Here is a 23773-nt window from a genome sequence, read left to right as displayed (position 1 = left end):
CGGCCCCATCGCATCCCCGGACGTGATCCAATGGGCCCCCGGCCTGCCCAAAACCCGCTCCGGCAAGATCATGCGCCGCATCCTGCGCAAGATCGCCGAAAACGACACCGGTTCCCTCGGCGATACAACAACACTCGCAGACCCCTCCGTCGTCGACGACCTCATCGAAAATCGGAAGGGGTGAGGACAATGGACGCAAGCACACCTCCGACAACCGCCCCTGTCCTGATCCTGCTGGGTCCGCCGGGCGCCGGCAAGGGCACCCAGGCCCGGATGCTGGAAGCCAGGTTCGGCCTGATTCAACTCAGCACCGGCGACCTGCTGCGCGCCGCCGTGGCCGATGGCACGGATGCCGGCAAACGGGCCAAGGCCGTCATGGATGCCGGCGAGCTGGTGAGCGATGACATCGTGATCGCCATCCTGCGCGACCGGCTGGGCGAACCGGACTGTGCGAAAGGCGTGATCCTTGACGGGTTCCCGCGCACCATCGTGCAGGCCGAGGCGCTGGATGCGCTGCTGGCCGAAACCGGGCAGGTCGTGTCCGCCGCGATCAGCCTGGACGTGGACGACGCGGCGATGGTGGCGCGGATTTCGGGCCGGTTCACCTGCGCCGATTGCGGCGAGGGGTATCACGACAGCTTCAAGACACCCGCGACCAAGGGACAATGCGACAGGTGCCAGTGCACCGATTTCAAACGCCGGGCCGATGACACGGCCGAAACCGTCGCGGCCCGGCTTGAAGCCTATCATGCCCAAACCGCGCCCCTGATCGCGTTCTACGACGCACAGGACGCCTTGGCCCGTGTCGATGCGATGGGTGCCATTGACGACATCGCCAAGGACCTTGGCGCCCATGTTGTCAAAGCCACCGCCTGAGCGGTCGGCCCGCGGTTTTCGCAATCGCGGCACACCGGACTACGCGCCCCGCAAACACGGGACGCGCCAAAAGAGCAAGAGGAGGAGCCGCTATGTCGGACCAAAAATCGCAATCTGCGCAGGCGCAAAAGAAGTCCGATACGGACTACTGGAAAGCCAACCTGCGCATCATCATGATCAGCCTTGTCATCTGGGCGCTTGTGTCCTTCGGGTTCGGCATCCTGCTGCGCCCGATGCTGTCGGGTATCAGTGTCGGCGGGACCGACCTTGGATTCTGGTTCGCCCAGCAAGGGTCGATCCTGGTCTTCCTGGTGCTGATCTTTTTCTACGCCTGGCGCATGAACAGGCTCGACCGTGAATTCGGCACCGAGGAGGAGTAACCCAAATGGACCAGTTTACCATCAACCTGCTGTTCGTGGGCGCATCCTTCGCGCTCTATATCGGCATCGCGATCTGGGCCCGCGCGGGCTCCACATCGGAATTCTACGCCGCCGGTCGCGGCGTTCACCCGGTCACCAACGGCATGGCGACCGCGGCGGACTGGATGTCCGCGGCCTCCTTCATCTCGATGGCGGGCCTGATTGCCTTTACCGGCTATGACAACTCGACCTACCTGATGGGCTGGACGGGCGGTTACGTGCTTCTGGCGCTGCTGCTGGCGCCCTACCTGCGCAAGTTCGGCAAATTCACCGTCTCCGAGTTCATCGGCGACCGGTTCTACAGCCCGACCGCGCGCATGGTTGCGGTGGTCGCCCTGCTGGTTGCCTCGCTCACTTACGTGATCGGCCAGATGACCGGCGTCGGCGTGGCCTTTGGCCGTTTCCTCGAAGTGTCGAACGAACTGGGCCTGTTCATCGGCGCCGGCGTCGTCTTTGCCTACGCGGTCTTCGGCGGCATGAAGGGCGTGACCTACACGCAGGTGGCGCAGTATTGCGTTCTGATCATGGCCTATACCATCCCGGCGATCTTTATCTCGCTGCAGCTGACCGGCAACCCGATCCCGGGCCTGGGCCTGTTCAGCGAGCACCAGGCCAGCGGCCAGCCGCTGTTGCAGAAGCTGGACCAGATCGTGACCGAACTGGGCTTCAAGGAGTATACCGCGCACCACGGCGACACCTTCAACATGGTGCTCTTCACCCTGTCGCTGATGATCGGCACCGCCGGTCTGCCCCATGTGATCATGCGCTTCTTCACCGTGCCGCGCGTGGCTGACGCCCGCTGGTCGGCTGGATGGACGCTGGTGTTCATCGCGTTGCTTTACCTGACGGCCCCGGCCGTGGGGGCGATGGCGCGCCTGAACATCACCGAACAGTTCTGGCCCAACGGCACCGACGCGCAGGCGGTCTCGGTCGAGACGATCGATTCCGATCCGGCCTATGACTGGATGGCGACATGGGAGCAGACCGGTCTTCTGGGCTGGGAAGACAAGAACGGCGATGGCCGGATCCAGTACTATAACGATGCCAGCCCCGAGATGCAGGAACGCGCAGAAACCGAAGGCTGGGACGGCAACGAGCTGACCAACTTCAACCGCGACATCCTCGTTCTGGCCAATCCCGAAATTGCCAACCTGCCCTCATGGGTGATCGGTCTGGTGGCCGCAGGCGGCCTTGCGGCGGCGCTGTCAACGGCGGCAGGTCTGCTTTTGGCGATTTCATCGGCGGTCAGCCACGACCTGATCAAGGGGCAGCTCAATCCGAAGATCAGCGAAAAGGGCGAGCTTTTGTCGGCCCGGGTGGCGATGGCCGCAGCGATCATCGTCGCGACCTATCTGGGGCTCAATCCGCCGGGCTTTGCGGCGCAGACGGTGGCGCTGGCCTTCGGCCTTGCGGCGGCCTCGATCTTCCCCGCGCTGATGATGGGCATCTTCACGAAAGTGAACAACAAGGGGGCCGTGGCGGGCATGCTGACCGGCCTTATCGTGACGGTGATCTACATCTTCCTGCACAAGGGGTGGTTCTTCATCCCCGGCACCAACAGCTTCGACGACAGCGATCCGCTGTTCTTCACGATCAAGTCGACGAGCTTTGGCGCCGTCGGTGCGCTCCTGAACTTCGTGGTGGCCTTCACTGTCTCCGGGATGACCGAGGACCTGCCGGAAGCGATCGAGGAGCTGGTCGAAAGCGTGCGCGTGCCACGTGGCGCGGCTGCGGCGCAGGACCACTAGGCCCTTCGGATGCGCCGCCCCGCGGCGCACCCTTTACACTGCGGTCCCGCGCCGGAATACCGGGGCGGGACTTTTCATTCCGAGCAGAGGTCACATCATGCCACCGTCCGACTCCGACCTGGTGCAATTCCTGTCCGCCATCCACCCCTATGATTCGATGGGCACGGCATCGCTGCAATCGCTTGTTGACGCCTTCGAGACACGGACCGTGCCCGCCGGTGCCGAGATATACCGCCTGAACGCGCCGATGGAGGGGCTGTTCGTTGTTTATCATGGCACGATCGAGGTACGGGACGAAAATGATGTCCCGGTCTCGCTTCTGGGGCCACGCAACACCTTTGGCGAACGCGGCCTGCTGCGTAACGGCGTCAGCGTGACCTCGGCGCGGGCCGAAACCGACGCGACATTGCTGTTGCTGCCCGCCGAGCGATTTCACCAGGCGATGTCGGACGATCCGGCGTTCCGGCGGTTTTTCGACCGCGGCCGCGGCGACAAGCCGAACAAGGCCAACCTGGCAACCACACGGGTCGAGACATTGATGGCGCCCCGCCCGCTCACCTGCTCGCCCGACACTGATGTGAAGACTGCCGCGCGCATGATGCGCGACGCCCGCGTGTCGTCGATCTGCATCGCCCGGGACACGTCGCTGCATGGCATCGCGACGATCCGCGACATGTCCGGCAAGGTGGTGGGCGACGGCCTGGCCTTCGACACACCGATCACCGATATCATGACGGCCGACCCCATCACCCTGCCGCCCTCTGCCATCGGGTCAGACGTGCTGCACACGATGATGGAACGCGGCATCGGCCATGTGCCTGTCACGCAGGCGGGCAAGCTGGTCGGGATCGTGACCCAGACCGATCTCACCCGTTTCCAGGCGGTCAGCTCGGCCGAACTGGTCTCCGAGATCGCACATGCCAACTCCGCCGAGGAGATGGCAACCGTCACCCGCCGTATCCCGCAATTGCTGGCGCAGCTGGTCGCGGGCGGCAACCGGCACGAAGTGGTGACCCGCCTGATCACCGACGTGGCCGACACCGCCACCCGCCGGTTGCTGGCGCTGGCCGAAGACAGGCTGGGCGCGCCGCCGGTGCCCTATCTGTGGCTGGCCTGCGGCAGCCAGGGACGGCAGGAGCAAACCGGGGTCAGCGACCAGGACAATTGCCTGTTTCTGGATGACGCGGTGACGGATGCGGAGATACCTTATTTCGACGCCTTGGCACGCTTTGTCTGCGACGGGCTGGATACCTGCGGCTATGTCTTTTGCCCCGGCGACATGATGGCCACCAACCCGCGCTGGCGGCAGCCCGTGCGCGTCTGGCGTGATTATTTCGACGGCTGGATCAAGACCCCCAACCCCGAGGCACAGATGCTGGCCAGCGTCATGTTCGACCTGCGCCCCATCGGGGGCACAAAGGCGTTGTTCGAGGATCTTCAGGCCGAGACCCTGCGCAAAGCCGCCGCCAATTCGATTTTCGTGGCGCATATGGTGGCGAACTCGCTGAAACACGCGCCGCCGCTGGGGCTTTTGCGCGGCTTTGCCACCATCCGCTCGGGCGAGCACAAGAACCGCATCGACCTGAAACACAATGGCGTGGTGCCGGTTGTGGACCTGGGCCGGATATATGCGCTTCAGGGAAAGCTCACCGTGGTCAACACCGCCGCACGCATCGAAGCGGCGACCGCCGCCGGCGTGCTCAGCCAATCGGGTGGGCAGGATCTGCGCGATGCCTATGACCTGATTGCCGAAACCCGGCTTGACCATCAGGCCGACCAGGTGCGGTCTGGTACCGCGCCCGACAATTTCCTGAGCCCGACCGATTTGTCGGACTTTGAGCGAAGTCATCTGCGGGACGCCTTCGTCGTGATAAAATCGTTGCAGTCGGCCGTTGGGCACGGGCGCGGCATGCTGGGCTGATGGGCCTGTTTGGGAGGACAACCGATGTTTCTGGAACTGATCGCGGTGATCGTGGCCGGCCTTGCCGGTGCCGGTGCGATGATGCTCATCTCGCGCATCACGGGGGGGCGCGTGCCGAAATGGCTGATCCCGGTTGCCGCGGGGGCGGCGATGCTCGGCACCACGATCAGCAGCGAATACAGCTGGTTCCCCCGAACCGCCGATGCGATGCCCGAGGGGCTGCAAGTGGTGCAAACCGCGCAGAACACCGCGCTCTACCGCCCGTGGACGTATCTCAAGCCCTATACCGACCGCTTCATCGCGCTGGACACCGCGAACCTGCGGGCCAATAGCGATGATGCGGCGCTTTTCCTTGCGGATCTCTATTTCTTTCGGCGCTGGGGCACGGTGCAATCGGTCGAGATGATGGTGAATTGCGACACCGGGCAGCGCGCCGACCCCGCCTTCGGCGATGGCGGCGCGCCGGTGTGGCGCGATACGGACGCGCAAGACCCCATCGTTTCACGCGTTTGCGACAGGGGGTGATGCCATGTTGTCGAAGCTCAGCCTGCGTTTGCGCATCTTCCTGTTCTTCTGCCTTCTGGGCCTTGGCGCGCTGACCGCGGTCGGCACCGCGCTGTGGTTTGGCTATGCGCGCGCCGCCCAGACGGGCGCGGCCAATGGCTTTACGCTGGCCGCCATTCTTGCCGCCTTCCTTATCCTGGCACTGACGGTATCGGTCTGGCTTTTGTTCGATGAAAACGTGGCCAAGCCGATTGAACGGCTGGCCGCAGACATGCGCACCCGCGCCCATGCCGGGGTTGCGGGCGATCTCGATACCAGCACGGCGCGCTATCTGGGCGACCTGGCCCCGGCAGCCTCGGCCGTCGCGCGGCAGCTTAACGATTCGACGCTGGGCACGGCACAGGCCGTTGCCGAGGAAACCGCCCGCCTGAGCACCGAGAAAGCCCGTCTGACCGCTCTTCTCACCGAGATCCCGGTGGCAACGATCCTGGTGAACCCGGATGGCCAGATCGTGCTTTATGACGGGCAGGCCGCCGAGATCCTCGCGCAGCTTGGCGTGCCGAGGCTCAATGCCGATATCACCGAATATTTCGATCCCCAGGCGCTCGACGCCGCGGTGAAAACACTGGGCAGGACCGGGCATGACACCAGCGTCACCGCCCATTCGCATGACGGCACACAGAGCTTTGACACCAAGCTGAAACCGATGGAGGGCGGCGGCTACCTGATGGTGATCGACAGCCAGACATTGGACATCGCCCCCGACGCGGCGCGGCCGCTGGTCTATGATTTTGACCTGCTCGATCAGCGACGCGGCGGCGCCGAGATGGATTTCCTCGACCGGCCGCTGCGCGAGCTGTGCTTTTCGGTCTTCGACACCGAAACCACGGGCCTGTTGCCGCATAAGGACGACGTGGTGCAACTGGGGGCGGTACGGGTGCTGAACGGACGCATCGTCGACGGCGAGACGATCAACCAGCTTGTCGATCCGGGCCGGCCCATTCCGCCCGCCTCGTCCAAGGTGCACAAGGTCACCGACGCGATGGTGCGCGGACAGCCGGATATCCGGACCGTGGCCAAACGCTTTCACGACTTTTCGCGCGACGCGGTCATCGTGGCGCATAACGCACCGTTCGACATGGCCTTCCTGCACCGGCAGGCCAAGGCCACCGGGGTGGTCTGGGATCACCCGATCCTCGACACCGTGCTTTTGTCGGCTGTCTTGTTCGGGGCCAGCGAGCGGCATACGCTCGATGCGGTGTGCGCGCGCTTGAACGTCACCATCCCTTCGGCCCTGCGCCACACCGCTCTTGGCGATGCGCAGGCCACGGCAGACGTGTTGGTCAAGATGCTGCCGATGCTCGAAGCGCGCGGTCTGACCACCTTTGGAGCCGTCCTCGAGGAGACGCGCCGTCATGGCCGCCTCCTCGAAGATCTCAACTGAGCGGCACTTTCTGCCGCAGCGTGCTGCGGGTGATCGCGACAACCGTGATGGCGGTCAGGGTCCAGAAGGTCCAGGTGATCGGCCCCCGGAAGAGGATCAGCGGATCGCTGCCCGACATCAGCATCGACTGGCGGAAATTGTCCTCGAGCAGCGGGCCAAGAATGAAGGCGATCAGGAAGGGCGCGGCAGGAATGCGATTGCGCATCATGACATAGCCCAGCCACCCCATGACAAACATCACCCCCACGTCGAAGATGTTGTTGTTCACCGCGAACACACCATAGATGCACAGCACCAGCACCCCGGGCATCAGGATGCGTTTCGGCACATCCGCCACGAACCGGAACCCGCGGATCGCGATCGACCCGACAAGGAGCAGGAACACCGAGCTGACGATCAGCCCGATGAACAGGCCATAGATGATATCCGCGTTCAGAACGAACATCATCGGTCCGGGTTGCAGCCCATGCACCATGAAGGCGCCAATGATGATCGCGGTGATCACGTCACCCGGCACCCCAAGCGCCAGCAAGGGGATCAGGGTCGCGCCGGCCACGCCGTTGTTTCCAGCCTCGGAGGCCGCGACGCCTTCGATTTCGCCCTTGCCGAAATTCGCCTTGTTTTTCGAGGTGCGCCGCGCTTCGGAGTAACTCAGGAAAGCGCTCGGCGCAGCCCCGATGCCGGGAATGGAGCCGAGGAACACGCCGATCATGCTGCCCCGGATGATGCTTTTGAAGCTGCCCAGGTAATCCGCGAGCGAACATCGGCTCTTGCCCAATGCGCGCGTCTTGCCCAGGTGCGCCACCGGGTTCCACGCCATCGCGATGATCTCGGGAATGGCGAACAGCCCGATCAGCACCGCGATGAAGTTCAACCCGCCCATCATGTTCGGATCGCCGAAGGTAAAGCGGTTGGTGCCGTAGATCAGATCAAGCCCGACCGTCGCCAGCAGCAGCCCCGCCAGCGCCGACAGCGCGCCGCGCAGCAGGCTTTCGCCCGACACGCCCGCGATGATGGTGAGCGAGAACAGGATCAATGCGAAAAATTCCGGCGGCCCGAAATTGAGCGCGAAAGAGGCAAGCCACCCGGCAAACAGGATCAGCGCGAGGTTCGACACCGCATCCGCAGTGCACGAGGCATAAAGCGCCATGCCCAATGCGCGCCCCGCCTCGCCCCGTTCGGCGAGCGGGTGGCCGTCGAGGATCGTTGCCGAGGAGGCCGGTGTGCCCGGCGTCTTGATCAGGATGGCCGGGATCGAGCCGCCGAATATGCCACCCTTGTACACACCAAGCAGCAGCAGAATGCCGTTGATCGGCGTCATCGCGAAGGTGAAGGGCAGCGTCAGCGCCACGGCCATGGTTGCCGACAGGCCCGGAATGGCGCCACCGACCACACCGACGATCAGTCCGCAGAACAACATGAAAAACGCCTCGACATTGCCCACAAGGGCAAAACCGGCGGCAAGGGAGTCCAACAGGCTCATGGCAGCCTCACGAAATGGCCTTGCGGGATCGCCACGCCGGCGACATGCGCAAAGAACGCGTACAACAGGAGTGGAACGACAATCGCGCAGATCACGGCAATCATGGGATGCCGCGTGCGGAACAGGAATGCGCAGGCGACAAACGCCAGCATCGATGTCCACACCATACCCAACCGCGGCAGCGCGACCATCACGAGCACCATGATCGTCGCCAGGCCAAGCAGCCGCAACCACCCCGCTGGCCCGTCCGATGGACCGGTATCGGCATCCTCGAACGGGGTGTCATCCGACGAAACCCCCGACGCCAGAAGCCCCGCCCCCACAAGGCCCGCCAAACCGGCCAGAACAAAGGGCCAGAACAGCGGCGACAGGACGATATTGCCGACGTTCGACGGTGCAAAGACAAACGATGGGATGGCGTAAAAGACAAGAAACAACGCGCACAGCACCACCACGGTGCCAAGGCGCAGATGCAGTGATTTCTGAGACATGGTAAGATCAGGCTCCGCAGGTGGACGCGCCGAAACCCGAAGGCTCCGGCGCGTATCAAAATGGAGGACGGTCAAGGCTCAGCCTTCGATCCGCATCCCCAGTTCGTCCACAAGATCCCTGAAGGTGGTATATTGTTCCAGGATAAAGGCATTGGCCTCTTCCGGGTCCATCAGGTCGATCACCGACCCGCGTTCTTCCATCGATGAGCGGAAGTCTTCGTCTGCCGTGGCGGTCGCCATCCAGTCACCCCACTTGGCCGCCACATCGTCGGGCAGATCGTCGGGCCCCGCGATTCCGGTCCAGCCGACAAGCTGGTTCAGCACCGGCTTGCCCAGGTCGTTGGCTGTCGGCGCGTCAAAGCCCACCACCGGTTCCTCGGTCGTGACCATGAGCGGCGTCAACTGATCGTTGGCCACAAAGCTCGCCAGCGCGGACGAGTTGGTGCACAGGAACGTCGCCGTGCCATTCAGCACCGCGGTTGCAGCGGCCCCGCCGCCCTGTTGCGGGATATGCGTGGCCTCGGTCAGCGGATTTTCGATGCCGAATTCCTTGAGCACCATCGCACCCGCCAGGTGCAGGAGCGATCCAACCCCCGATGAGCTGTAGCTGACACCGCCCTCGCCGACCTGGGCGATCAGGTCCTCCATCGATTCGATCCCGCTGTCGGGGCGCACGGCGCATGCCACCGGGTTGATCTCGTAGACGGTGACAAAACGGAAATCATCCAGCGTGTAGGGCAAAGTCGCCTTCATCGCCGGGTTCACCGAGTGCGAGCCGACCCGTGCAAACAGCATGGTGTAGCCATCCGCATTGGCGTTTTGCACAGCGACAGACCCGGTGGCCCCGCCCGCGCCGGTCACATTGGCCATCACCAGCGGCGATCCAACGGCTTCGCCTAGCGGCTCTGCGATGGTGCGCGCGGAAATATCGGTGGCACCGCCGGCGCCGTATGGAATGATCATGTTGATGGGGCGTTCCGGGTATTCCGCCATCGCGGCCCCGGCCGCAAGACCGCACCCCAACGCGAATACCGACCCGAATGTCCGTAGTTTCATAGTTTCCTCCCTAGTTGTTGACGGGCCCTTATCGGGCTCTTGACTCACGTTAGTCTTAAGTAGAGCTTAAAAGAAGAAATAAAAAATTACAGGTTCTGTAAGCTAAGCAATCAGAAATCCGAAAATGTCCATAAGATTACTCAAGACACTTGTCGCCGTGGCCGACCACCGCACGTTCAGCGCGGCCGCCGATGCCGTGTTCATAACCCATGCCGCCGTCAGCCAGCAAATGCGCACGCTGGAAGCCGACCTTGGCATCGCGCTGTTCGATCGCAGCCACCGAACCCCGGAGTTGACACCGATGGGCCGCGCCGTGGTGGCGCGCGCCCGCAAGCTGGTGGAAGATTACGAGACGCTTGTGCCCTCGGTGCTTGGCGATGACGGGCTGACCGGGGAAGTGGTGCTGGGCGCCGTACCGACCACGCTGATCGGGCTGGCACCGCTTTCCATGTCGATCCTGCGCGCGCGATACCCGGACCTCAGGGTGCGCATCCGTCCGGCCCTGACCAGCGCGCTGCTGTCCGGAATCGACCGCGGACATTACGACGTGGCGATGGTCACCAAGCCAATCCTGATGCCACGGAACATGGCGTTTCTGCCCATCGCTGATGAACCCTTGCACCTGATCACCGGTCAGGAAGTGACCGAAACCGACCCGATCAGGATTTTGAACGATCAGCCCTTCATCCGCTTCAACCGCGATGCGGTCGTGGGCACGCTGATCGAGACATGGCTTCAGGAGAACAACATCCCCGTCAGCGAGGCGATGGAACTCGACAACCTCGAAGCGATTTCGAGCATGGTCAACGCCAACCTGGGTGTGTCCATCGTGCCCCGCCCCTGCGTGAGAACCGCCTATACCCTGCCGGTCAACAATGTCCCGCTCGGGCCGGACGCGCCCTCGCGCGAATTGGGCCTTGTCCATCGCAAGGAACATCCGAAGCACCGCGTGATCGAGGAAATCCACGCGGCACTCTTGCAGGCGGTGCAAGACAACCCGCCCGACGACGACGGCGCCGCACCGGGTGTCGCATGACCTGGACGGTTCTTGCGGCCATCACTCTCGGCGCAATGGCCGGGGGCTTCATCAACGGTCTGGCCGGGACCGGCACCGCGCTTTTCGCCCTGGGATTTTTCCTGGTCGCGCTCGACCCGATCAGCGCGGTTGCGGTCGTGTCGCTCATGTCGGTGGTCACCGGGATTCAGGGTCTCTGGGTGGTACGCGAGGCGCTGTCGCGCAACGTGCCGCGATTGCTGCGCTTCATCATCCCGGGATTGCTGGGCGTGCCGGTGGGGATTTCCCTTCTGTCCCTGATCGACGCGGATGTACTCAAGCTGATTATTGGTTTCCTTCTCTTGATTTACGGCGGTTTCTTCAGCTTCCGCGCGAACTTGCCGAAATTCGACCGCCGCACGCCGGTGCTGGACTCCGGGATTGGGCTGGCCGGCGGTGTGCTGGGCGGAATGGCATCGCTCTCGGGGGCGCTGCCCGTGATCTGGTGTTCGATGCGTCCCTGGCCCAAGGCCGAAACCCGCGCGGTGTTGCAACCCTTCAACGTGAGCGTCCTGTTCACCACGACCGTGATGCTGTGGTGGCGCGGGGCCTATACCGCGCCGACCGTCACCGCGTTTCTGATCGCCTTGCCCACCTCGCTGATCGCGGCGCAGATCGGCATCGCCGTGTTCCGGCGGATCTCGGACAATACATTCCGGCGCCTTCTGATCGGTCTGTCCCTGCTTCTGGGGGTGGGCATCCTGATCGGCGCCCTGTTCTGAACATTCTGCCGCAACGAGCCTGTCGATGCTGACGCTTTACTACTCCAAGGGGACCTCTGCCCTTGCCCCGCATATCCTGCTCGAGGAGGTGGGCGCGGACTATGCCCTGAAGGAAGTGCCGATCGACACAGGTGCGCAGGCTCAACCCGCCTTTCAGCAGGTCAATCCGAAAGGCCGGGTTCCCGCGCTCAAGGCGCCCGAGGGCGTGATCACGGAAAACCCGGCGATCCTTGGCTATATCGCGGCGGTGCATCGGGATGCGCAGATGCTGCCTGAAACACCCTTCGACCGCGCCCGGGCCGAAGCGTTCAACGCCTATCTCTGCGCCACGGTGCATGTGGCCTTTGCCCATATGGCCCGCGGCGCGCGGTGGACCGACGACACGGACGCCCAGGCCGCGCTCAAGCCCAAGGTGGCTGACAATCTCGCCGAATGCGCCGAGGTGATCGAAAAGCATCTGCTCAAGGGACCATGGGCAATGGGAGACCGCTACACATATTGCGACCCCTACCTGTTCCTTTTGCCCCGCTGGATGGCCAAGGCCGGCGTGGAGATCGCGCCTTACCCCCGGCTTGCCGCGCATCACGCGGCAATGCAGGCCCGCCCGGCAACCCTCGCGGCACTTGCTGTGCACCAGGTCTGACCGCGCGGGATCGCATCCCTGGTATCCGGGCCGATCGGCAGCGCCACCCCCCGAAACGGGGCGCGGTTCTCCGCAGGACAGCGGGTCTTCATGCAGGCGGGTCACTGCGTCGGCCGGTCAGACCACCAGCCGCCCGCCACCGGCAAAGCGCGGGTCTGACCTGCGATGATGTCGGGCCCAAACCGTCGCGATGTGCGGCTCAGCCCAGATCGGGCGCGGGAGCCCCTTCGATCATCACGTTGATGCAGGCGGGTTTGCCCGAGCCGATCGCAGCCTCGATCGCGCCTTTCAGGTCGTGCAACTCGGTTACGCTCGCGCCAAAGCCTCCCAGAGCGATCATCGCCTCGTCATAGCGCGCATCGCTCAGGGCACAGCCATGCAGCCGGTCAGCCCCGAAATCGCGCAACTGGATCTGGTGCTCCGCGTTCCAGCGCTGATCATTGCCGATGATCGCCACGAAGGGCAGGTCTTCCCGTACCGCCGTTTCGAACTCGGCCAGGTGAAACCCCGCCGTTCCGTCGCCCATGAACGCCAGAACGGTTGCCGTGGGATCGGCCGCCCGCGCCGCCATGGCATAGCACAGCCCGCCGCCAATGGCGCCCGACACCCCGTTGATGATTCGCCGGGGCGCGGCAAGACCGGCCTGCGCCCATTGTCCGAATTCGCCGCCGTCACAGACGATCACCGGATCTGCCGCCGCTTCGACAATGGCTTGAGCCTCGGCGCATAACGCACGAGGATGAATGATATTTCCGGATTCGCAAAGAGGCAGGCGCTTTGCACAGGCCGCGGTCACTCGATGGCGCCAGCCAGCGTTGCGTGCACGGGCGTTACCACGGGCCAGGCCCTGTGCCACAGCGGCCGGGTCTGCGGCAACCGCATGGCCCAGCCGCAGATCCCGGGTGCGGCGCGCGCGGTCGATCTCGGCCGCGTCTCCATTGATCACCGCCCATTCTGCACAGGGGGCAACGGCGCCGAATTGCAGCGTAAAGTCGAGCGGCTTGCCCAGAAGCAACACCCGGTCAGCTTCGGCCATGACGGCTGCAAACCCGCCCAGCGCCGGGTCCTTGATGCCGCGTGGGCTTTCCATATCGACCACCGGGGCCCCGGTCGTCTGTTCCAGGCGCTCCGCCAATCCAGATGCCCGCGTGCGGGTCAGGGCCGGCCCCATGACGATCACCGGACGGTCTGCCCGGTCCAGCCATTCGCGCAGATCTGCGATGTCCGGTGGCGGCGCATCGGGCACGACCGGTGTGTCGGCCACCTGCGCTGCCGCCAGCAGCACATCCGCCGGGAGCGACACATGGACCGGTCCAGGCCGCCCCTCCATCGCCACACGCACCGCGGCGTGGATCGTTGCGCCAATATCCTCTGCCCGCGTCGCGCGCACGGACCATTTCGTCAGCGAGGCGGTCAGCGCCACCTGACCCATCTCTTGAAACGCGCCTTGCCCGTCCCGCGACACCGGGCTGTCGCCGCTGAGCAGGAGCACAGGCGTGTCCGACGCGCGGGCCGTCAGCAAGGGACCGATCGCGTTGCCCAGCCCCGCCCCTGCGGTGACCAGAGCGACGCCGACACCGCCGGTGATCTGCGCATAGCCTTCCGCCATGTAGACCGCCGCCGCTTCGTGCCGCGTGTGATACAGCCGGATGCCCGCGTCGATGCTGGCATCGAACAGCGGCATGATCTGGTTGCCGGACAGCGCGAAGATATCGCGCACGCCCTGTGCCGCCAGTGCCCGCATGACCGCATCCGCGCCGCGGGTCATACGTCGGCCTCCGCCACATGCACGCTCACCCGATGAACCGAATTATTCGCGAATCCTGCCATGTCGAACGGCGCCTCCAGGGGTTGCGTGTTGCCCTCCGCATCGGTCGCGCGACAGGCGAGGTCATGGATACCCGGCGTCGCGTCCCAATCGAGACGCCAGCCGGTCCAGGCATAGGTGTCGGCGCGTCCGGTCAATTCGGCGTCGTACCAAGTGTCGCCCAAGCGCACGTCCACCCGTTCGATCGGCACCCCGCCGCCCGACCACGCGCGCCCCTCGAGCGTGACGCGCCCTGCCTGAATCCAACGCTGCCGCGTGACCCAATCGGGCACGCCGGGCGGTTTCATCAGCGACTTGACGCGGATCGTCGTGAGCGGCGTGCCGGAATCGTCCTCATGCACCCGCAAGCGGTAGGTCTGGACCTGCTGGAACCCCTGGTAGCGTCCGCTCAAGGCCTCGATCCGTGTCAGCCATTTGACCGACGCCATGCCGTACCAGCCCGGCACGATGATCCTGAGCGGGGCGCCATGCTGCGGCAAAAGCGGCTGGCCGTTCATGCCCCAGACCAGCATCACCTCCAGATCGGCGATCTGGTCTGGAGTCAGGCTGCGTCCGAAGAAATGCGGCTGCCCCTTGTCGAAGCCATAATCCGCCCCGAGAAAGGCGAAATCCTGCACGGTTTCACGCGGTCTCGCCCGCTCCAACAGCGGCGCCACCAATGTGCCGGTCCATTCCGAGGTGCCCACGGCCTCGTAGGCCCAGGGCATCGAGAAACACCGGGGCGACACCCCGATCCGCCCGTTGCCCGCACATTCCAGCGTCACCGGGCGCGTGACCTGCGGCAGTGCGCGGATGTCTTCCATGTTCAGCGTATACGGCGCATCGAACGCACCTTCGAAGGACAGCACATGGTCGCCCGCGTCCAGAACCGGCACGTCGAAATGGTTGAGCAGATAATGCGTGCCGGTCGGCGTGATGTCCAAGCCCAGAGTTTCCAACAGCGCGCCGGAGTTGCGGTTGGCCAGCGCCACTTCCTCGGGCGAGAACACGCCCTCTGTCACTGGGGGCCGTGGCGCGCCGGGCGCAAAGGGATTGGTCGTCATATCACTTCGTCCGAGCGATCGTCGCTTTCGCCGTAGCGTTTGAGCACGGCTGGTTTCGTGCCTTCATACACCCGGTCGATATTCTGCGCGATCTTGGCGTTTTCCCGCTCGAACAGGCAGTCGCCATTGAGATCAGACGCGACGATGAAGGGCCCCATCTTGCGGCAACGGATGACCCACATTGCCTGTGCAAGACCCAGCTCCTCGTTCCAGTGCACCGCTTCCACGTTCTCGACCCCGCGTCCCAGCAGCGCGCCGGTGCCATAGCCAACGGTCGACAGGTAGACCGCGCCATTGGGCACGAAATAGGATTTGTAATCCTTCGAGGTCATGCCGCCCTTGCCGATGATCAGCTTGGCGCCGGTCTTTTCCATCCATTCCGGCAACCACTTGGCAAAGCGGAAGGATGCAGTGGCGGTGACAGCGCCCATGTCGAAGCTGCCATCGGCGTTGATCCGCGCGGCGGGCGAGCAGTGGAAATTGGCCGCACTTTCCGACGGCAGTTCCATCGGGATATTGGCCTGCTCTTCGAGCGCGCGCATGTAGACACCTTCACGGGCGGTATACATCAACCCGTCGAGGTAGACGATATCGCCCAGCCGCAACTCCGCGATGGCTTCGGGCGTGGGTGTGGTGGAAAGTCGAATCTCGCGCGGTTTCATCAGGCAGACCTCCGTGAAAGCGCCTTCGAAGGCGCTTGTTTGAAGCCGCTTCGAAGCGGCTTTGACCGCGATTTCGAAATCGCGGGATCAAGGCTTTTCGAAAAGCCTTTCCGCCTCATTCCGCTGCCTCGCGCAGCGGGTCCCATTCCACGGTTTCCCTGCGTTGATAGGGCGTGAACCAGTCGGGATCGGTGCGGTGCTCGACGCGGCCATCCGGAAAGATCCGTGCCACCGCGCGGCGCGACGACAGGCAGAAGGCATGAACCGACATCGGCATCCCGCCGGTGTGGCAATAGCCCACCTCGATATTGCACTGCACCACCATGTTCTTGCCGACAAATCCCATCGCGCCCATACCGATGGAATTGCCAAGCTCCTTGAACTCCTCTTCCATCTCGGCGATGCGCAGATCGGAATTGCGGCTGCCCACGGTGCGCAGGACCGAGGCGCGCTTGCCCAGCGTCATGCAGATGTCTTTCGAGCCACCCAGCCCGATGCCGATGATCGCCGGCTGGCAGGCCAGACCGCGCTTGCCAAAGGCCATCAGGCTGTCGAGGTAAAAGCGCTTGATCCCCTGGATGCCATCGCTCGGAAAGAGCATCCGGTAATCGGTCCCGAAGAGCCCCCCCTTGTGCACGGTGATGAGATCGATCCAGTCGCCCTCCGGCTCGAATCCGTATTCGATCTCGGGGGCGCCGATGCCGACATTGTTGTCGTGATCGGTCCGCCAGAGCGGATGCACCCGGTTGGGGCGCAGCGGCACCCCATTGGTGGCATGTGCCGTGGCCCGGCGCAGCGCGGTTTCCAGCGCGCACATGCCGCCCTCGACACTTGCCTCATTGCCCAGCTTCACGAACCAGCGCGGCACGCCGGTATCGCCGCACATCGCGCGGCGGTCCTGCTTGGCGGCCTCGTAATTTTCCAGCATCGCCTTGAGGACGAAGGACGACAGGTCGCCGTCTTCGGTCTCGGAGGCTTTCTGGAGGCCCGAGAGATAATCCTCGGGGATGTCGATGGCCGCCTTGTCCATCAGGGTTTCGGCCGTTTTCTGGATCAGGTCTATCGGGATCATTGCGCGGCCACCAATGTCTCGGGCGCGCCCTCGGGCAACACGGTTTCGCCGGGGCGCACGATGGTGAACTGTACATCTTCGCGGCCCACTTCGACCGTGCCGTTCACTTGGCGCGCGACGGTGAAATAACTGTCTTCCATCGCGCCCGGTTCCGGGAAGTCCTCTCGGTAATGCGCGCCGCGTGAATTTTCCCGCGCCAGGGCCGCCTTGGTGATCACCTCGGACACGTCGAAAAGCGAGCGCAGGTTGAGCCAGTCGTGCCATGTCAGGTTGAACGCCAGGTTGTCCGCCGCAACGCCGACATCCATCAACGCATCCGAGACGGTGGCGATACGTGTCAGCCCTCTCTTGAGCCCGGTTTCCGTGCGCATGACGCCCACCTCGTCCCACATGGCCTCCTGCAACTGCTTGCGCAGCGGCAGCACGAGCCCAGGCGTGCGCGAAAACGGATGGCAGGCGCGGGCCAACTCGGCCTCCAGCACGTCCTCATCCGGCGCGCGCAGGCCAAAGCCCGCCACGTCGCGGCCCATGACATCGCCCGCGATGCCGCCATAGACAGTGGAGTTGGCCACCCCGTTGCCACCCAGACGGTTCGAGCCATGCGCGCCGCCCGCATCCTCGCCGGCGACGTAAAGCCCCTCCATGGCGGTGCGCGTGTCCACGTCGACCACGACACCCCCCATGAAGTAATGCGCCGTCGGCACGACCTCGACCTTGCCACCAGCCAGATCGAACCCGCAATCGGCACATCGCTTGACCATGCCCTTGAACTTCTCGGCCACGAGGTCCGGTCCGAGATGCGCCATCGAGATGAACACACCCTCCTGTTCTGGATTGTTGGTCTTGCGCATTTCGGCATAGATGCCCCGGCTGACCACGTCGCGGGTCGCGCGTTCGCCCTTGGCGTCGTAATCGAACATGAAGCGCTGGCCGGAATGGTTCACCAACTGCCCGCCCGCGCCGCGCAGACCTTCCTCAAGCACGGTGCCGGTCATGCGCGTGTGATCGCCCGCCAAGAGGCCGGTGGGATGGAATTGCACCATCTCCATGTCGCGCAGCGGCAGCCCGGCGCGCAGCGCCATGGCCAGGCCGTCCATCGTCTTGTCGCCCGATGGCGTGTGATACTTGTACATGGTCGGCCCACCGCCGGTCGCCATCAGCACCGTCTTGGCGCGGACAAGGCGGAACCGGCCCGTGCGCATGTCGATCATCAGCACGCCGGCCAGCGCCGATCCGTCCTTCGTCGGGATCAGACCAATCGCACGGTGCTCCTGCAGCTTTTCGACATCGCGCGACAGCACCTGTTCCATCAGACGATTGATGATCTCGATGCCGGTCAGGTCGCCCTTGTGCACCGTCCGGTCCGCCGTCTGCCCGGCAAAGGCCTTCTGGTGCAGCGTCCCGTCGCCATTGCGGTCGAAAAAGCAGCCGATCTCGTTCTCCAGCTCGCGGATGCGCACCACCGCCTGTTCGCACAGCCGCCAGGCCATATCCTGATCGGGCAGCCATTTGCCGCCTTCGATCGTGTCCATGAAATGCCGCTCCACCGAATCGCCGTGGCCCACGGCGACGTTATAGCCCCCCTGCACCATGCGCGTGCAGCCGCTTTTGCCGATCAGGCCCTTGACGGCAATCGTCACCTTCGTGCCCTCGGGCGCGGTCTGCTTGGCGTGCAAAGCCGCGAACAGCCCCGCCCCGCCAGTGCCGAGGATCAGGATATCGGTGTCGTGCCGGTCGATGTCTTTCGTGGTGAACATGTCATATCGCCTGCAAGAGGAAAGTTGTGGAAACCAGGAACGACCCGGCCACCGCCGCGGCTGCCCATGTCTTTTGCGGCGCGCTCCAGGGCAGCCATTCGAGCGCCAGAAGGCGCAAGCCGCCGAAAAAATGCACCGCGAGCAGAAAAACGAGGCCGAATTCGGCTGCCTTGACAACCGGCATGTCGGTCAGAGTGAGAAAGGCATCCAGCCTGGCCGCATCATTGAGCGCATAGGACAGCACCCAGAAATGCAACGGCAGGAACAGGGCAAGCCCAAGGCCCGACAGCCGGTGCAGGACATAGGCCAGCCACAGCGGGTGTGCGCGCGAGACCCTCATGCCGTCACCGCCCAGACCGCAGTCGCGCCCATCGCGAAAAGCCCAACGCCGATGAGCGCTGACACCGCGTCACGCGCGCCGCCGCGCAGCCCCGCCCATTCGCCGAGGATCGTGCGCAACCCAATGCTGGCATGAATCGAAACAGCGACGACAAACAGGCCGTAAAAGGCGAACCAGAACACCGAGCCTTGCGTTCGGCCAAGGATTTCCGCCGCCGTGAGCCCGCCTTGTATCGCATAGATCATCACGCCGATATGCACGAGCACGAAGGGCGCCATCACCAGCGCGCTGAGCCGTTGCGCCATGTAAAGCCGGAATTCGGTCATTTTCGCCCCCCGAAGGCCCGTTTCACGGTCGCGCGCTTGAGGCCCGCGATGGCCGAAAGCGGGTCCAGATCATTCGGGCAATAGGTGGTGCAGGACCCCATGGAATGACACGAATGGCACCCCCCCTTGCCCGACACCGCGTCGAGGATCGCGTCGCGGCTATCGTCCTTGGCATCATTGAAAAGCGTCCATGCCCGTTGCAGCGCTGCGGGACCAAGGTAATCGGGATTGCCCGCCACCGTGTCGCAGGCCGAATAGCAGATCGAGCAGTTGATGCACTCGATCCCGGCGCTGGCGGCCTGGCGGTCATCGCCGGCCGGATCGATCGGCGCGATATCATCGTCGCGGCTGCGGGTCGGGTGGTGGCGGCCTTCAGCGGCGACCCATTTGTCGAAGAACGGGTCCATGTCGGCGGCCAGGTCCTTGATGACCGGCAGGTTGCGCAAGGGGCCAACCTCCAGCGCGCCGTCCCTGAGCACCTTGTTCACATGCGTCCGGCAGGTCCAGCGGGGCACACCGTTGACCATCATGGCGCAGCTGCCGCACATGCCGACGCGACAGGCAAAGCGATAGGTCAGGGTCGGGTCAGTGTTTTGCTGGATCCAGGACACCACGTCGAGCACGGTCTGGTTGTCATAGGCCGGCACCTGGAACGCCTCCGGGCGCTGCGGCGCATCAGAGCCGCCGCGCATCACGGTCACAGTCAAGTGGTCTTGCCCTTGGTCTTGCCCTGGCACCTTGAAACCCGCCTTTTATCTCAAAATGTTGATGATCCCACGATAACGGTCAGCTCAGTTAACGAAAAGGCAAATATTTTAACCACGCATGTAAGTGCAGCTTACAATTCGGACCATCGCAGCGGGTCTCGGTGATTGCTCAGCGGGCGCCAAGGGTCAGGCAAATGTCAAGAACTTGCTGAAAGGCATTTCCCGAAGACGCATGCCAGTGGCCGCCCAGATCGCGCCGGCCAAGGCCGGGGCAGCGGGCGGAAGCGGAGGTTCACCGATGCCCAGAACGCGGTCGCCGTTTTCCAATCCACGCACCATGATCCTGGGGGATTGCGACAGGCGCAATCCGGGGTTGCTGTCGAAATTCGACTGTTCGGCCACCCCGCCGGCATAGGTGATCTGGGAATTCATCGCGTGACCCAGGCCATAGATCACGCCGCCCTGCACGAGGTTCTCGAAATTCACCGGATCGACAATGCGCCCCACCTCGGCGGCAACCCAGACGTCGTCGATGCGCAGGCCCGTGTCAATGCCCGTGACCTCGATCACCTGCGCGCAAGGCACGCCGAACGACTTGGTCAGCGCCACGCCGCGCCCTGTCCCGTTGCCGCCGATGCCGGACCAGCCCGACATCTCGGCGACCGCCTCCAGCACCCGCCGCGCAAGCGGATCGCTGCACAGCCGCAGCCGTTCCTCCAGCGGATCGGCGCCGGCCGCGTCGATCAACTCGTCCAGCGCGGCATTGTAGAAGAACCCGTTGGTGGACGCACCGACAGAGCGCCAGGAGCTGATCGGCGCAAGTTCGGGCGCGCGATATCCCGTCACGCGTTGGTGCGGGATGGCAAAGGGCTGATCCCACGCGCCCGCGACGATCTGGCTGTCAGGTCCGGGGGCGGATTGGTTCTGCCGCGAAAGCTGCGACGCCATGACCGAGGGCATGGCGATCCCGAGATCCAGCGCCGCGACCTGCCCGTTTGCCACGGTGCCGCGCAGCCGCGCCATCGCGATCTGGCGGGGAAAGTCGTGCAGCATATCCTCTTCACGCGACAGGGCCAGCTTGACCGGCGTGCCCTTCATCTGCATCGCGATCTCGGTTGCCTGCTTGACCACCTCGTCTTCGAGGCGATGACCAAAGCTGCCGCCCATCATCAGCGCGTGCACGGTGACGTTGTCCGCCGGAATGCCGGTGATGCGGCTCACATTGGCCTGAATGAAGCGCGGGATCTGCGTGCCGGTCCAGACCTCGGCGCGGTCGTCATCGACGCGCACGATGGCGTTGACCGGCTCCAGCGGCGCATGGGCCAGATAGGGCGCGCGGTACTCGGCGGTGAGGACGTCGCCCTCGGCAAGCGCGGTGTCCACATCGCCATCGTCGCGTTTGCGGCTGTCTTGCGCATCGGGGGTGAAAGCAGCCTCGAGTGTTGCCCAATGGTCGGCCTGTTCGGGCGGGAAAGACGGCGCCTCCCATGTGACCGTGATCGCCTGCGCGGCCCGAAAGGCGCGCCATGTGTTGTCGGCGACGATGCCCAGCCCCCCGGTGATCGGGACGACAGCCTGTACGCCGCGCATCGACAGCGCTTCGGTGGCATCATAGTCCGCCATGCCGCCGCCCTGCGCCGGGTTCATCAAAACGGTGGCCTGCACCATACCGTCAACAGCCGCGTCGATGCCGTAGTCTTGCGTGCCGGTGCTCTTGGCCAGCATGTCGATCCGCTGCATCGGCTGGCCGATATAGCGCCATTGCGACGGCTCGCGCAGAGGCACATCCTGCACCACCTCGACATCCGCGAGATCGGCGGCGAGATCGGTATAGGGGATTTCCTGACCGTCGGGTAAAATCACCTTGCCCGCGCGGGTGGTCAGGTCGCCGATTGCCACGCCTTCGCGCTTGGACACAAGCGCCTTGATGGTCTCGCGCGCGGACGCCCCGGCATGGCGGAGTTTGTCGAACTGGTCGGGCACGGTGGTCGACCCGCCGGTGATCTGAAGGCCCATGACCTTCATCACGCTGTTCACGGCACCTTCGGCGAGGTTGTGCATCATGCCAGCCGCAGGCACGAGGAAATCAGCGGCCTCAGCCGCAAGCGCGGTGTTCCAGTAGGCGGGGCTGGGCGGGCCGGGATCGGTCTTGATCTGGTCAAGGTCGACATCCAGTTCCTCGGCGATCAGCGCGGCTTGGACGTGATAGACGCCCTGCCCCGAATCTGCGCGCGGCGTGATCAGGGTGATGCCGTCCCCCGTGATCTTGACGTAAGGCGTCAACACCGCCTCACCCGCCTCGGCGGTCAGCGGGTTCTCGTGCGGTTTGCGCACCTTGTAGACGCCAAAGGCAACGCCGCCGACAACAGCGGCGGATCCGATCAGAAACGTGCGGCGGGCAATGGTCTTGAGGCGTCCCATGATCAGCCCTCCATCATGCGGGCGGCACGTTTCACGGCGGCACGGATGCGCGGATAGGTGCCGCAGCGGCAGAGATTGCCGGACATGGCGTCGTCGATTTCGGGGTCCGTGGGGTTTGGGTTTTCGGCCAGCAGCGAGGCGGCCTGCATGATTTGACCGGACTGGCAATAGCCGCATTGCGCGACCTGTTCTGTCAGCCACGCGGCCTGCACGGCGTTGAGCGCATCCGGCGTGCCCAGACCTTCGATGGTGGTGATCTCGGCGCCTTCCGCGTCGACCGCCCAAGTCTGGCAGGACCGTACTGCAACGCCATCCAGATGTACGGTACAGGCGCCACATTGCGCGATGCCGCAGCCATATTTGGTGCCGGTCAGGCCCAGCTCGTCGCGCAGGACCCAGAGCAGCGGCATGTCGTCTTCGACATCGACCTCGTGAACGGTTCCGTTGATCCTGAGTTGCATGGTGTCACGCTCCGCCTGTCAGCTTGTGGACAGGGTATCACATAGGTGCCCGGCTGCGCGATGGAGCATTGACCTTGGGTCATGCACATCGGCCCTGCAAAAATGCAAAACGGCCCGCCGATATGGCAGGCAGTTTGCAAGATCATCGGACCGGGATCAGGCCGCTTTGCGCGACCGGCTGCGGCGGCGTTGGCCGCCGGGTTTGGCACCGGCATTGGCCTGACGTGGCTTGCCGCCTTGCCCCTGACCGCCGCGACCGCGCCCGCGCGATTGCTGTGCAGGCCGGGCAACCGGATCCTTGGGAGCCGTGCCGCTGGCGACCGGCACCTCGATCTTCATCAGCTTTTCGATCTGGCGCAGCAGATCGGCCTCGTCGGGCGCGCAGAAGGCGATCGCCTCGCCTTCGCGACCGGCACGTGCCGTGCGGCCGATGCGGTGGACATAGTTGTCGGGCACATCGGGCAGATCGTAGTTGATCACGTAAGCCACGCCGGGAATGTCGATGCCGCGGGCGGCCACATCTGTGGCGACCAGCACCTTGATGTCACCGTCGCGGAACGCCTTGATGGCGCGGTCGCGCTGGCCCTGGCTTTTGTTGCCGTGGATCGAGGCGGCGTTGTAGCCGTCGGCAACGAGACCCTTCATCAGCTTTTCGGCACCATGCTTGGTGCGCGAGAAGACCAGCGTCAGCGCGTCCATGTCGCGCGACAGGATTTCGCGCAGCTTGCCGGGCTTTTCGCCCTTGCTGGCCAGGTGATGCACCGATTGCGTGACCTTGTCGGCGGCCTTGCCCGG

General features: G+C 64.3%; 24 protein-coding genes. 10 read left to right on the top strand and 14 right to left on the bottom strand.

Annotated elements, in window-relative coordinates; translation table 11 throughout:
* From LCF59_RS15870 to LCF59_RS15840, 7 genes are all read left to right on the top strand, one after another.
* The coding region (locus tag LCF59_RS15870) for a hypothetical protein (protein ID WP_292288597.1) at positions 1 to 184 on the top strand (184 nt) is incomplete at its 5' end.
* A gap of 5 nt (positions 185 to 189) precedes the next feature.
* Positions 190 to 876, top strand: a complete 687-nt coding sequence (locus LCF59_RS15865; RefSeq protein ID WP_292288596.1) for an adenylate kinase — start codon at positions 190 to 192, stop codon at positions 874 to 876.
* Between the two features lie 92 nt (positions 877 to 968).
* Complete coding sequence (locus LCF59_RS15860) at positions 969 to 1256, top strand: DUF4212 domain-containing protein (RefSeq protein WP_292288595.1); 288 nt, start codon at positions 969 to 971, stop codon at positions 1254 to 1256.
* 5 nt (positions 1257 to 1261) lie between these two features.
* The gene (locus tag LCF59_RS15855; protein WP_292288594.1) at positions 1262 to 3043 is read left to right on the top strand and encodes a sodium:solute symporter family protein; all 1782 of its coding nucleotides are present in this window, start codon (positions 1262 to 1264) and stop codon (positions 3041 to 3043) included.
* Between the two features lie 97 nt (positions 3044 to 3140).
* Positions 3141 to 4964: a DUF294 nucleotidyltransferase-like domain-containing protein gene (locus tag LCF59_RS15850; protein ID WP_292288593.1), complete on the top strand. Its 1824-nt coding sequence runs from the start codon at positions 3141 to 3143 to the stop codon at positions 4962 to 4964.
* Positions 4965 to 4988: 24 nt separating this feature from the next.
* On the top strand, positions 4989 to 5489 hold the full coding sequence (locus LCF59_RS15845; RefSeq protein WP_292288592.1) for a hypothetical protein: 501 nt from the start codon (positions 4989 to 4991) through the stop codon (positions 5487 to 5489).
* Positions 5490 to 5493: 4 nt separating this feature from the next.
* A complete protein-coding gene (locus tag LCF59_RS15840) occupies positions 5494 to 6912 on the top strand; it encodes an exonuclease domain-containing protein (RefSeq protein WP_292288591.1) in 1419 nt (472 codons plus the stop codon).
* Here LCF59_RS15840 and LCF59_RS15835 read toward each other — a convergent pair.
* The 3 genes from LCF59_RS15835 to LCF59_RS15825 all read right to left on the bottom strand — a co-directional run bounded on the left by LCF59_RS15835 (position 6905) and on the right by LCF59_RS15825 (position 9942).
* Positions 6905 to 8395 (bottom strand): tripartite tricarboxylate transporter permease, encoded by a 1491-nt coding sequence (locus tag LCF59_RS15835; RefSeq protein WP_292288590.1) that lies wholly within the window; start codon positions 8393 to 8395, stop codon positions 6905 to 6907. The genes LCF59_RS15840 and LCF59_RS15835 overlap by 8 nt on opposite strands.
* Positions 8392 to 8886, bottom strand: coding sequence for a tripartite tricarboxylate transporter TctB family protein (locus LCF59_RS15830; protein WP_292288589.1), 495 nt, complete (start codon positions 8884 to 8886; stop codon positions 8392 to 8394). The genes LCF59_RS15835 and LCF59_RS15830 overlap by 4 nt, the downstream gene beginning before the upstream one ends.
* Before the next feature lie 78 nt (positions 8887 to 8964).
* The gene (locus tag LCF59_RS15825; RefSeq protein ID WP_292288588.1) at positions 8965 to 9942 is read right to left on the bottom strand and encodes a tripartite tricarboxylate transporter substrate binding protein; all 978 of its coding nucleotides are present in this window, start codon (positions 9940 to 9942) and stop codon (positions 8965 to 8967) included.
* A gap of 124 nt (positions 9943 to 10066) precedes the next feature.
* Between LCF59_RS15825 and LCF59_RS15820 the strand changes: the two genes are divergently transcribed.
* From LCF59_RS15820 to LCF59_RS15810, 3 genes are read left to right on the top strand one after another with little or no spacing between them, the layout of a single operon-like run.
* Positions 10067 to 10978: a LysR family transcriptional regulator gene (locus LCF59_RS15820; RefSeq protein ID WP_292288587.1), complete on the top strand. Its 912-nt coding sequence runs from the start codon at positions 10067 to 10069 to the stop codon at positions 10976 to 10978.
* The gene (locus tag LCF59_RS15815; protein WP_292288586.1) at positions 10975 to 11718 is read left to right on the top strand and encodes a sulfite exporter TauE/SafE family protein; all 744 of its coding nucleotides are present in this window, start codon (positions 10975 to 10977) and stop codon (positions 11716 to 11718) included. Before LCF59_RS15820 ends, LCF59_RS15815 begins: the two co-directional genes overlap by 4 nt.
* A 25-nt stretch (positions 11719 to 11743) precedes the next feature.
* Positions 11744 to 12361, top strand: a complete 618-nt coding sequence (locus tag LCF59_RS15810; protein WP_292288585.1) for a glutathione S-transferase family protein — start codon at positions 11744 to 11746, stop codon at positions 12359 to 12361.
* A 199-nt stretch (positions 12362 to 12560) separates the two neighbouring features.
* Here LCF59_RS15810 and LCF59_RS15805 read toward each other — a convergent pair whose 3' ends face one another.
* From LCF59_RS15805 to LCF59_RS15755, 11 genes are all read right to left on the bottom strand, one after another.
* On the bottom strand, positions 12561 to 14129 hold the full coding sequence (locus LCF59_RS15805; RefSeq protein WP_292288584.1) for a thiamine pyrophosphate-binding protein: 1569 nt from the start codon (positions 14127 to 14129) through the stop codon (positions 12561 to 12563).
* Positions 14126 to 15232 (bottom strand): sulfite oxidase, encoded by a 1107-nt coding sequence (locus LCF59_RS15800; protein WP_292288583.1) that lies wholly within the window; start codon positions 15230 to 15232, stop codon positions 14126 to 14128. The genes LCF59_RS15805 and LCF59_RS15800 overlap by 4 nt, the downstream gene beginning before the upstream one ends.
* On the bottom strand, positions 15229 to 15894 hold the full coding sequence (locus LCF59_RS15795; RefSeq protein WP_292288582.1) for a fumarate hydratase C-terminal domain-containing protein: 666 nt from the start codon (positions 15892 to 15894) through the stop codon (positions 15229 to 15231). The genes LCF59_RS15800 and LCF59_RS15795 overlap by 4 nt, the downstream gene beginning before the upstream one ends.
* A gap of 115 nt (positions 15895 to 16009) precedes the next feature.
* On the bottom strand, positions 16010 to 16966 hold the full coding sequence (locus LCF59_RS15790; RefSeq protein WP_292288581.1) for a fumarate hydratase: 957 nt from the start codon (positions 16964 to 16966) through the stop codon (positions 16010 to 16012).
* Positions 16963 to 18723 carry an FAD-binding protein gene (locus LCF59_RS15785; RefSeq protein WP_292288580.1) on the bottom strand — a complete coding sequence of 587 codons (1761 nt, stop codon included), beginning with the start codon at positions 18721 to 18723 and terminating at the stop codon, positions 16963 to 16965. Before LCF59_RS15785 ends, LCF59_RS15790 begins: the two co-directional genes overlap by 4 nt.
* A 1-nt stretch (position 18724) precedes the next feature.
* The gene (sdhC, locus tag LCF59_RS15780) at positions 18725 to 19063 is read right to left on the bottom strand and encodes a succinate dehydrogenase, cytochrome b556 subunit (protein WP_292288579.1); all 339 of its coding nucleotides are present in this window, start codon (positions 19061 to 19063) and stop codon (positions 18725 to 18727) included.
* Positions 19060 to 19389 carry a succinate dehydrogenase gene (locus LCF59_RS15775; RefSeq protein WP_292288578.1) on the bottom strand — a complete coding sequence of 110 codons (330 nt, stop codon included), beginning with the start codon at positions 19387 to 19389 and terminating at the stop codon, positions 19060 to 19062. The genes sdhC and LCF59_RS15775 overlap by 4 nt, the downstream gene beginning before the upstream one ends.
* Positions 19386 to 20081, bottom strand: coding sequence for a 2Fe-2S iron-sulfur cluster-binding protein (locus LCF59_RS15770; RefSeq protein ID WP_292288598.1), 696 nt, complete (start codon positions 20079 to 20081; stop codon positions 19386 to 19388). Before LCF59_RS15770 ends, LCF59_RS15775 begins: the two co-directional genes overlap by 4 nt.
* Positions 20082 to 20282: 201 nt before the next feature.
* The gene (locus LCF59_RS15765; protein WP_292288577.1) at positions 20283 to 22517 is read right to left on the bottom strand and encodes a molybdopterin cofactor-binding domain-containing protein; all 2235 of its coding nucleotides are present in this window, start codon (positions 22515 to 22517) and stop codon (positions 20283 to 20285) included.
* A 2-nt stretch (positions 22518 to 22519) separates the two neighbouring features.
* A complete protein-coding gene (locus LCF59_RS15760) occupies positions 22520 to 22978 on the bottom strand; it encodes a (2Fe-2S)-binding protein (RefSeq protein ID WP_292288576.1) in 459 nt (152 codons plus the stop codon).
* Positions 22979 to 23134: 156 nt separating this feature from the next.
* On the bottom strand, positions 23135 to 23773 hold a 639-nt coding region (locus tag LCF59_RS15755; protein WP_292288575.1), incomplete at its 5' end, for a C-terminal helicase domain-containing protein.

This window comes from Marivita sp., from assembly GCF_020055675.1.
GTDB lineage: Bacteria > Pseudomonadota > Alphaproteobacteria > Rhodobacterales > Rhodobacteraceae > Marivita.
This window is presented reverse-complemented; position numbering and strand designations above follow the sequence as displayed.

Excerpts from the sequence above, each read along its gene's own strand:
- sdhC (WP_292288579.1), bottom strand. The coding sequence starts at position 19,063 with ATGAGGGTCTCGCGCGCACACCCGCTGTGGCTGGCCTATGTCCTGCAC.
- LCF59_RS15765 (WP_292288577.1), bottom strand. The coding sequence starts at position 22,517 with ATGGGACGCCTCAAGACCATTGCCCGCCGCACGTTTCTGATCGGATCC.
- LCF59_RS15855 (WP_292288594.1), top strand. The coding sequence starts at position 1,262 with ATGGACCAGTTTACCATCAACCTGCTGTTCGTGGGCGCATCCTTCGCG.
- LCF59_RS15790 (WP_292288581.1), bottom strand. The coding sequence starts at position 16,966 with ATGATCCCGATAGACCTGATCCAGAAAACGGCCGAAACCCTGATGGAC.
- LCF59_RS15840 (WP_292288591.1), top strand. The coding sequence starts at position 5,494 with ATGTTGTCGAAGCTCAGCCTGCGTTTGCGCATCTTCCTGTTCTTCTGC.
- LCF59_RS15760 (WP_292288576.1), bottom strand. The coding sequence starts at position 22,978 with ATGCAACTCAGGATCAACGGAACCGTTCACGAGGTCGATGTCGAAGAC.
- LCF59_RS15770 (WP_292288598.1), bottom strand. The coding sequence starts at position 20,081 with ATGCGCGGCGGCTCTGATGCGCCGCAGCGCCCGGAGGCGTTCCAGGTG.
- LCF59_RS15825 (WP_292288588.1), bottom strand. The coding sequence starts at position 9,942 with ATGAAACTACGGACATTCGGGTCGGTATTCGCGTTGGGGTGCGGTCTT.
- LCF59_RS15800 (WP_292288583.1), bottom strand. The coding sequence starts at position 15,232 with ATGACGACCAATCCCTTTGCGCCCGGCGCGCCACGGCCCCCAGTGACA.
- LCF59_RS15865 (WP_292288596.1), top strand. The coding sequence starts at position 190 with ATGGACGCAAGCACACCTCCGACAACCGCCCCTGTCCTGATCCTGCTG.
- LCF59_RS15830 (WP_292288589.1), bottom strand. The coding sequence starts at position 8,886 with ATGTCTCAGAAATCACTGCATCTGCGCCTTGGCACCGTGGTGGTGCTG.
- LCF59_RS15795 (WP_292288582.1), bottom strand. The coding sequence starts at position 15,894 with ATGAAACCGCGCGAGATTCGACTTTCCACCACACCCACGCCCGAAGCC.
- LCF59_RS15850 (WP_292288593.1), top strand. The coding sequence starts at position 3,141 with ATGCCACCGTCCGACTCCGACCTGGTGCAATTCCTGTCCGCCATCCAC.
- LCF59_RS15805 (WP_292288584.1), bottom strand. The coding sequence starts at position 14,129 with ATGACCCGCGGCGCGGATGCGGTCATGCGGGCACTGGCGGCACAGGGC.
- LCF59_RS15860 (WP_292288595.1), top strand. The coding sequence starts at position 969 with ATGTCGGACCAAAAATCGCAATCTGCGCAGGCGCAAAAGAAGTCCGAT.
- LCF59_RS15775 (WP_292288578.1), bottom strand. The coding sequence starts at position 19,389 with ATGACCGAATTCCGGCTTTACATGGCGCAACGGCTCAGCGCGCTGGTG.
- LCF59_RS15815 (WP_292288586.1), top strand. The coding sequence starts at position 10,975 with ATGACCTGGACGGTTCTTGCGGCCATCACTCTCGGCGCAATGGCCGGG.
- LCF59_RS15810 (WP_292288585.1), top strand. The coding sequence starts at position 11,744 with ATGCTGACGCTTTACTACTCCAAGGGGACCTCTGCCCTTGCCCCGCAT.
- LCF59_RS15835 (WP_292288590.1), bottom strand. The coding sequence starts at position 8,395 with ATGAGCCTGTTGGACTCCCTTGCCGCCGGTTTTGCCCTTGTGGGCAAT.
- LCF59_RS15820 (WP_292288587.1), top strand. The coding sequence starts at position 10,067 with ATGTCCATAAGATTACTCAAGACACTTGTCGCCGTGGCCGACCACCGC.
- LCF59_RS15845 (WP_292288592.1), top strand. The coding sequence starts at position 4,989 with ATGTTTCTGGAACTGATCGCGGTGATCGTGGCCGGCCTTGCCGGTGCC.
- LCF59_RS15785 (WP_292288580.1), bottom strand. The coding sequence starts at position 18,723 with ATGTTCACCACGAAAGACATCGACCGGCACGACACCGATATCCTGATC.